We start from the raw sequence: 9,737 nt of genomic DNA on the forward strand, positions 1-9,737 counted from the left end.
GCGCGCCGCCCCGCCCGGACGACGACCGACCGGAACGACCGCCTCTGAGGCATGGAGCCCACGCAATGGAGAACGAGGACAAGCTTCGCGACTACCTCAAGCGGGCGACCGCCGACCTGCGCCAGGCCCGCAGGCGGCTGCGCGAGGTGGAGGAGAAGAACGAGGAGCCCATCGCCATCGTCGCGATGAGCTGCCGCTACCCCGGAGGCGTGCAGACCCCCGAGGACCTGTGGCGGCTCGTCGCGAACGGCGAGGACACCATCTCCGCCTTCCCGGTCGACCGCGGCTGGGACGTCGAGTCGCTGTACGACGCCGACCCCGACAGCGCGGGATCCAGCTACGTCAGCGAGGGCGGCTTCCTCTACGACGCCGGCCGCTTCGACCCGGCCCCCTTCGGGATCTCGCCGCGCGAGGCGCTGGCGATGGACCCGCAGCAGCGGCTGCTGCTGGAGACGTCCTGGGAGGCGTTCGAGCGGGCCGGCATCGACCCGTCCTCGCTGCGCGGCAGCCGGACGGCCGTCTTCGCGGGCGTCATGTACCACGACTACACCGCGCGCCTCGACTCCGTCCCCGACGGCGTCGAGGGCTTCCTCGGCACCGGCAGCAGCGGCAGCATCGCCTCCGGGCGCGTCGCCTACACCTTCGGTCTCGAGGGCCCGGCCGTCACCATCGACACGGCCTGCTCGTCGTCGCTGGTGGCGCTGCACCTGGCGGTGCAGGCGCTGCGCGCGGGGGAGTGCTCCATGGCGCTCGCCGGCGGCGTGACCGTCATGGCCACCCCGTCGACGTTCACCGAGTTCAGCCGTCAGCGCGGTCTCGCGGCGGACGGCCGCTGCAAGCCCTTCGCGGCCGCGGCCGACGGTACGGGCTGGGGCGAGGGCGCCGGCATGCTCCTGGTCGAACGGCTGTCGGACGCGCGGCGCAACGGTCACCCGGTGCTGGCGGTGGTGCGGGGTTCCGCGATCAACCAGGACGGCGCGAGCAACGGCCTGACGGCCCCCAACGGCCCGTCCCAGCAGCGCGTCATCCACCAGGCGCTCACCAACGCGCGCCTGTCGGCCGCGGACGTCGACGTCGTCGAGGCGCACGGCACTGGCACGACGCTCGGCGACCCCATCGAGGCGCAGGCCCTCCTCGCCACCTACGGACAGGAGCACACGCCCGAACAGCCCCTGCTGCTCGGCTCGATCAAGTCGAACATCGGTCACACGCAGGCCGCGGCCGGCGTCGCCAGCATCATCAAGATGGTGCTGGCGATGCGGCATGGTGTGGTGCCGAAGTCGTTGCACGTGGATGAGCCGTCGCCGCACGTGGATTGGGCGTCGGGTGCGGTGTCGTTGGCTTCGGATGCGGTGGTGTGGCCGGAGTCGGGGCGTGTACGGCGGGCGGGTGTGTCGTCGTTCGGTTTCAGTGGGACGAATGCGCACGTGATCGTGGAGCAGGCGCCGGAGCCGGAGGCTGAGTCTGAGGCGCCGTCGTCGGCCGATGGTCCTGCGGTGGTGCCGTGGGTGCTGTCGGGCAAGAGTGCGGTGGCGTTGCGGGGTCAGGCGGAGCGGCTGTCGGGCTGGCTGGTCGGTGAGGCCGGTTCGGCGGCTTCGGTGGCCGAGGTGGGGTGGTCGTTGGCGTCGTCTCGGGCGGCGTTGGAGCACCGTGCGGTGGTGCTGGGCGATCACGTGACCGGGTTGTCTGCGGTGGCGCAGGGTGTGCCGGCGGCGGGTGTGGTGACCGGGCGTGTCGTCGGTGGCAAGACGGTGTTCGTGTTCCCGGGCCAGGGTTCGCAGTGGGTCGGGATGGCCGTGGAACTGCTCGATTCCTCAGCGGTGTTCGCTGCCCGGATAGGGGAGTGTGCGCGCGCGCTGGAGCCGTTCACGGGCTGGTCGCTGGTGGATGTGCTGCGCGGTGTCGAGGGCGCTCCCTCGTTGGAGCGTGTGGATGTCGTGCAGCCTGCGCTGTTCGCGGTGATGGTGTCGCTGGCGGAGGTGTGGAAGGCGGCCGGTGTGCGTCCGGCGGCGGTGATCGGGCATTCGCAGGGCGAGATCGCCGCGGCCTGCGTTGCCGGGATCCTGTCGCTGGAGGACGCGGCCCGCGTCGTGGCTCTGCGGAGTCAGGCGATCGGCCGGGTGCTGGCGGGTCTGGGCGGGATGGTGTCGGTGGCGCTGCCGGCCGCGCAGGTGCGGGAGCGGATCGCTGCGTGGGGTGAGAACCGGATCTCGGTTGCCGCGGTGAACGGCCCGTCGTCCGTGGTGGTTTCCGGCGAGGTTGAGGCGCTGGAGGAGCTGCTGGCGTCGTGTGAGGCGGACGGTGTGCGGGCGCGGCGGATCGCGGTGGACTACGCGTCGCACTCCGCGCAGGTCGACCTGCTCGAAGATGAGCTCGGGAAGCTTCTTGCGCCGATCGCGCCGGGTGAGGCGCAGGTGCCGTTCTTGTCGACGGTGACCGGTGAGTGGGTGTCCGGGCCGGAGCTGGACGGCGGTTACTGGTTCCGGAATCTGCGGCAGACGGTGGAGCTGGAGCAGGCGGTTCGGACGCTGTTGGAGCAGGGCTTCGGTGTGTTCGTGGAGTCCAGCCCGCACCCGGTGCTCACCGTGGGTCTTCAGGAGACCGTCGAGGACGCGGGTCGTGAGGCGGCCGTGCTGGGTTCGCTGCGCCGCAACGAGGGTGGTCTGGAGCGGTTCTGGCTGTCGCTGGGTGAGGCCTACGTCCACGGCGCGTCCGTGGACTGGCAGGCGGTCTTCGACGGGACCGGCGCCCGCCACGTCGACCTCCCCACCTACGCCTTCCAGCGCGAGCACTACTGGCTGGAGAGCGGAACGCCCGAGGCCGCTGGGGCCGTCGCCCCCGCCGACAGCGTGGAGGCCCGCTTCTGGGAGGCCGTCGAACGCAACGATGTGGTCGCCCTGACGGCCGAGTTGGACGTGGACGGCGACCAGGCGCTGACCGCGCTGCTCCCGGCGCTGTCGTCGTGGCGCCGGCAGAGCCGTGAGCAGTCGACCGTCGACGGCTGGCGCTACCGCGTCACGTGGAAGCCCCTGCCCGAGCCCGCCTCGGCCCACCTCACCGGAACCTGGCTGCTCGCCGTCCCCGACACGCTCACCGGCGCGGACCAGGAGTGGGCGGCCGCCGTCGAGCGCACGCTCACCGACCGCGGCGCTGACGTGCGGCGGATCGCCATCGTCCGGAACAGCGACGACACCCGCGCCGAACTCGCCGCAGGCATACGTGAAGCGCTCGCCGACGGGCCCGCTGTGTCCGGTGTCGTCTGCCTGTCGACGCCCTCGGGCACCGCGGCCGGCACTGTCGTGACCACGCTCGCCGTCGTCCAGGCGCTCGGTGACGCCGAGGTGACCGCGCCCCTGTGGTGCGTGACCCGCGGTGCCGTCGCCGCCGCCCGCTCCGAGGGCTTGGAGCACCCGACGCAGGCGCTGATCTGGGGTCTCGGTCGCGTGACCGCGCTGGAGCACGGCGAGCGCTGGGGCGGCCTGGTGGACCTGCCCGGCACGGACGACGTGGACGACCGGGCACTGGCCCGGCTCGCCGGCGTCCTGGCGGGCGACGCGGCCGAGGACCAGGTCGCGGTACGCCCGGGCGGCCTGTTCGCGCGCCGTCTGGTGCGTGCGCGGCTCGCTGAGACCAAGGCGGTACGCGCGTGGCGTCCGCAGGGCACGGTGCTGGTGACCGGCGGTACGGGCGCGCTCGGCGCGCATGTCGCCCGCTGGCTCGCGGCGAACGGCGCCGAGCACCTCGTGCTCACGAGCCGCCGGGGCGTCGACGCCCCCGGCGCCGCCGAGCTGCGCGACGAACTGACCGCGCTCGGCACCGAGGTGACCGTCGCCGCCTGCGACGTCGCCGACCGGGATGCCCTCGCCGCGCTCCTCGGTGCCGTACCCGCCGATCGTCCCCTGACCGCCGTCGTCCACACCGCCGCCGTCCTCGACGACGGCGTGATCGAGGCCCTGACCCCCGACCAGGTGGAGGCGGTGCTGCGCGTCAAGGTCGACGCGACCCTGCACCTGCACGAACTGACCCGCGACCTCGACCTGTCCGCCTTTGTGCTCTTCTCCTCCTTCGCCGCCACCTTCGGCGCACCCGGACAGGGCAACTACGCGCCGGGCAACGCCTTCCTGGACGCCTTCGCCGAGCACCGCCGGGCGGCGGGCCTGCCCGCGACTGCGATCGCCTGGGGCCCCTGGGGCGACGGCGGGATGGCGGAAGGCGCGGTGGGCGACCGCATGCGCCGCCACGGCGTCATCGAGATGGACCCGGAGCGGGCCGTCGCCGCGCTCCAGCACGCCCTGGACCGGGCCGAGACGACGCTGACCGTCGCCGACATGGAGTGGAAGCGCTTCGTCCTCGCCTTCACCTCCGGCCGGTCCCGGCCGCTGCTGCACGACCTGCCCGAGGCGCGCGCCGCCGTCGAGAGCATCCGTGCCGACGCCACCGAAGGCGCGGGCGACTCGGGCGAGTTCTCCCGGCGGCTCGCGGGGCAGCCCGCGGCCGAGCAGGAGCGGCTGCTCCTCGACCTCGTCCGCACCGCCGTCGCCGCCGTGCTGGGGTACGCGGGCCCCGAAGCGGTCGAGGCCGGGCGGGCGTTCAAGGAGCTGGGCTTCGACTCACTCACCTCCGTCGAACTCCGCAACCGCCTGGTCGCCGCCAGCGGTCTCAAGCTCCCGCCCACCCTCGTCTTCGACTACCCGACGGCCACCGTCCTCGCCCGGTACCTGCGCGAGGAGATGTTCGGCCGGGAGGGCGGCGCGGCGTCCGCCGTCCCGACGCCGAGTGCCGCGGTCCTCGACGCCGAGCCCGTGGCGATCGTCGCGATGGCGTGCCGCTTCCCCGGCGGGGTGCGCACTCCCGAGGAGCTGTGGCAGCTGCTGGTCTCCGACGGCGATGCGCTCTCCCGGTTCCCCGCCGACCGCGGCTGGGACATCGAGGCGCTGTACGACCCCGACCCCGACGCGCAGGGCACCTCGTACACCCGCGAGGGCGGCTTCCTGTCCGGTGCGGCCGAGTTCGACTCCGGGTTCTTCGGGATCTCGCCGCGTGAGGCGCTGGCGATGGACCCGCAGCAGCGACTCCTGCTGGAGACGTCCTGGGAGGCGTTCGAGCGGGCCGGCATCGACCCGCAGACCCTGCGCGGCAGCCAGGCCGGTGTCTTCGTCGGCACCAACGGCTCGGACTACGCCGAACTCGCCCGCACCGCGACCGAAGGCCTCGAAGGCCATCTGGCCACCGGCAGCGCCGGCAGCGTCGTCTCCGGCCGCATCTCGTACACCTTCGGCCTGGAGGGCCCGGCGGTCACCGTCGACACCGCCTGCTCCGCCTCGCTTGTCGCCCTGCACCTCGCGGTCCAGGCGCTGCGGGCGGGGGAGTGCTCGGTGGCCCTGGCCGGCGGCGTGACGGTCATGTCGACGCCCGGCACCTTCATCGAGTTCAGCCGCCAGCGGGGACTGTCCACGGACGGCCGCTGCAAGGCGTTCTCCTCCGACGCCGACGGCTTCAGCCCCGCCGAGGGTGTCGGCATGCTGCTCGTGGAGCGGCTGTCGGACGCGCGGCGCAACGGCCACCCGGTGCTCGCCGTCGTCCGCGGCTCCGCCATCAACCAGGACGGCGCGAGCAACGGCCTCACCGCCCCCAACGGCCCGTCCCAGCAGCGCGTCATCCGTCAGGCCCTCGCCAACGCGCGCCTGTCGGCCGCCGACGTCGATGTCGTCGAGGCGCACGGCACCGGCACGACGCTCGGCGACCCCATCGAGGCGCAGGCCCTGCTCGCGACCTACGGCCAGGACCGTCCCGACGGCCGGCCCCTGCTGCTCGGCTCGATCAAGTCGAACATCGGCCACGCGCAGGCCGCTGCCGGTGTCGCCGGAGTCATGAAGATCGTGCTCGCCATGGAGCACGGCGTGCTGCCGCGCAGCCTCCACATTGCCGAGCCGACCCCGCACGTCGACTGGACCGCGGGCGACGTCGACCTCCTGACCGAGGCGCGGCCCTGGCCGGACACCCACCGCCCCTGGCGAGCGGGAGTCTCGTCGTTCGGCTTCAGCGGCACCAACGCGCATGCCATCATCGAGCAGGCCCCCGATGCCGCCGAGGACACGACCCCGGAACCGGCGCCGACACCCCTACTGGCCGGGGTGACCCCTGACGGTTCCCCGTCGGGCCCGTCGACCGCCCTGCCCTGGACCCTCACCGCACGGACGCCGAAGGCCCTGCGCGGTCAGGCCGAACGCCTCCTGACCCATCTCGCCGCCCATCCTGACCTGCGACTTGTCGACGCGGCCCACTCCCTGGCCACGACCCGCGGCGCCCTGGACGAGCGAGCCGTCGTCGTCGGTCGCGAGCGCGCCGACGTCGTCACCGCCCTGACCGCCCTGGCCACCGGGGAGACCTCACCGGCCCTGGTGCAGGGGTCCGCGATCGGGGGAAGGACGGTGTTCGTCTTCCCCGGACAGGGGTCGCAATGGGTAGGCATGGCCGAAGGGCTGTTGGACGCTTCAGCCGTGTTCGCTGCCCGGATGGAGGAGTGCGCTCAGGCGCTGGAGCCGTTGACCGGCTGGTCGCTGGTCGATGTGCTGCGCGGTGTCGAGGGCGCTCCGTCGCTGGAGCGCGTGGACGTGGTCCAGCCCGCGCTGTTCGCGGTGATGGTGTCGCTGGCGGAGGTGTGGAAGGCGGCCGGAGTCCGTCCGGCGGCGGTGATCGGGCATTCGCAGGGCGAGATCGCGGCCGCGTGTGTTGCCGGGATCCTCTCGCTTGAGGATGCCGCCCGCGTCGTGGCTCTGCGCAGTCAGGCGATCGGACGGGTGCTGGCCGGTCTGGGCGGGATGGTGTCGGTGGCGCTGCCGGCCGCGCAGGTGCGGGAGCGGATCGCGGCGTGGGGCGAGGACCGGATCTCCGTTGCCGCGGTGAACGGCCCCTCCTCGGTCGTGGTCTCCGGCGAAGTGCACGCCCTGGACGAGCTGCTGGCCTCCTGCGAGGCGGACGGCGTGCGGGCGCGGCGGATCGCCGTGGACTACGCGTCGCACTCCGCTCAGGTGGATCTGCTGCGGGACGAGCTGGCCGAGCTGCTGGCGCCGATCGCCCCGGGCGAGGCGCAGGTGCCGTTCCTGTCGACGGTGACCGGCGAGTGGATGACCGGTCCGGAGCTCAACGCCGGGTACTGGTTCCGCAACCTGCGGCAGACCGTTGAACTCGAGCAGGCCGTACGAAGCCTGCTGGAGCAGGGCTTCGGAGTGTTCATCGAGTCCAGCCCGCACCCCGTTCTCACCGTGGGTCTTCAGGAGACCGTCGAGGACGCAGGCCGTGAGGCCGCCGTCCTGGGCTCGCTGCGCCGCAACGAAGGCGGCTTGGAGCGGTTCTGGCTCTCCCTTGGCGAGGCCTATGTCCACGGCGCGTCCGTGGACTGGCAGGCGGTGTTCGCCGGGACCGGCGCACAGCGCGTGGACCTGCCCACCTACGCCTTCCAGTCGCAGCGGTTCTGGCCCGAGATCGCCCCGGCGTCCGCGTTCGAGGCGCCCGTGGAGAACGCGATCGACGCCCGTTTCTGGGCGGCCGTCGAACGCGAGGACCTCGACACGATCACCTCTGAACTCGCCGTCGACGCCGACCAGCCGCTGACCGCGCTGCTTCCGGCGCTGTCCTCGTGGCGCCGGCAGAGCCGTGAGCAGTCCACCGTCGACGGCTGGCGCTACCGCGTCACGTGGAAGCCGGTGTCCGAGCCGGCTTCGGCCCGTCTCACCGGGACCTGGCTGCTCGCCGTCCCCAGTACGCTCACCGGCACGGACGAGGAGTGGGCGGCCGCCGTCGAACGCACGCTCACCGACCGCGGAGCGCAGGTGCGCACCGTGCGGGTCGACCACGGCACCGCCGACCGCGAGCAGCTGACGGCAGCGCTGAAGGCCGCACTCGACGGCTCCGCGCCCGGCGGTGTCCTCTCCCTCCTCGCCCTCGGCGGCGCCAGCGCCCCGCTGCGCGAGCACGCCGGACTGCTGGCGACTGCCGCTCTGGTCCAGGCACTCGGCGACGCCGAGGTCACCGCGCCCCTGTGGTGCCTGACCCGCGGCGCGATCGCGACCGGCCGCTCCGAGGCGGTGACCGATCCCGCGCAGGCGCTCATCTGGGGATTCGGCCGGACGGCCGCCCTGGAGTACCCCGACCGCTGGGGCGGTCTCGTCGACCTGCCCGGCACGGACACCGCGGACGACCGTACGCTCACCCGCCTCGCGGGCCTGCTGGCCGGGGACGGTGCGGAGGACGAGGTCGCGGTCCGGGCCTCCGGCGTCTTCGCGCGCCGGCTCGCCCACGCGTCCGGTGCCGACGCGCCCACCGGCAAGGTGTGGAACCCGCACGGCACGGTGCTGGTCACCGGCGGTACGGGCGCGCTGGGTGCGCACGTCGCGCGCTGGCTCGCGTCCAACGGCGCCGAGCACCTGGTGCTGGCCGGCCGCCGGGGCATCGACGCCCCCGGCGCCGCCGAGCTGCGCGACGAACTGACCGCGCTGGGCACGGAAGTGACCGTGGCCGCCTGCGACGCCGCCGACCGTGACGCCCTGGCCGCGCTCCTCGACGCCGTCCCCGCGAACCGCCCCCTGACCGCCGTCGTCCACACCGCCGGTGTGCTCGACGACGGAGTCATCGACGCGCTCACGCCCGAGCGGTTCGCGACCGTCCTCGCCCCCAAGGCGGAGGCGGCGCTCGCCCTGCACGAGCTGACCCGCGGTCTGGACCTGTCCGCGTTCGTGCTCTTCTCCGGGGTCGCCGGCACGCTCGGCGACGGCGGACAGGGCAACTACGCGGCGGCCAACGCCTATCTGGACGCCCTCGCGGAGCAGCGGCACGCCGAGGGCCTGGCCGCGACCTCCGTGGCATGGGGCCGCTGGGGTGACAGCGGACTGGCGGCGGGCGGCGCGATCGGCGAACGCCTCGACCGCGGCGGCGTGCCGGCGATGGCGCCCGGTTCCGCGATCCGCGCGCTCCAGCAGGCTCTCGACCTGGGCGACGTGACGGTCGCGGTCGCCGACATCCAGTGGGAGCGGTTCGCGCCCGGCCACACCGCCGTGCGGCCGAGCCCGTTCCTCGCCGACCTGCCCGCGGTGCGGCGGCTGGCGGAGGCCCGTTCCGGCGCGGCGGACGGCGATCCGTCCGGTGCCGGGCTCTCCCCGGCGGAGGCCCTGCGCCGCCGCCTGGAGGTCATGCCGCGGGCCGAACAGGGCCTGGCCGTCGCCGAGCTGGTCCGTACCCACGCGGCCGCGGCACTCGGCCACCCGACCACCGACGAGGTCGGCGCGCAGCGCGCGTTCAAGGAGCTCGGCTTCGACTCCCTCATCGCGCTGGAGCTGCGCAACCGGCTGAACGCCGCGACCGGACTGCGGCTCCCGGCCACCCTCGTCTTCGACCACCCGAACCCGGCCGTCCTGGCCGACTTCCTGCTCGGTGAGATCGTCCCGGACGGCGGCCCCGGCGCCGCCCCCGGCATGGCGGAACTCGACAAGCTCGAGTCCGCGCTGTCCGTGCTCGACCCGGACGCCGCGGACACCCCGACCCGTACCGACATCGCGCTGCGTCTGCAGGCCCTCCTGGCGAAGTGGGGTGAACCGCACACCGATTCCCGTGGCGAGGCCGTCACAGAAAAGCTTCAAGAGGCCACGCCCGACGAGCTCTTCGCCTTCATCGACAAGGAGCTCGGGATTTAAGCAGGCGGACAGCAGGCAGCACTCAGCAGGCAGCAGCAGCGCGAAGGT

1 protein-coding gene is annotated in these 9,737 nt (G+C 73.5%); it reads left to right on the forward strand.

Annotated features, from left to right (window positions below; translation table 11 throughout):
* Positions 1 to 44 precede the first annotated feature (44 nt).
* Positions 45 to 9,689 (forward strand): type I polyketide synthase, encoded by a 9,645-nt coding sequence (locus tag ACIP9H_RS32410; RefSeq protein ID WP_401962425.1) that lies wholly within the window; start codon positions 45 to 47, stop codon positions 9,687 to 9,689.
* Positions 9,690 to 9,737 lie beyond the last annotated feature (48 nt).

The organism is Streptomyces sp. NPDC088732 (genome assembly GCF_044751205.1).
Classification (GTDB): Bacteria; Actinomycetota; Actinomycetes; order Streptomycetales; family Streptomycetaceae; genus Actinacidiphila.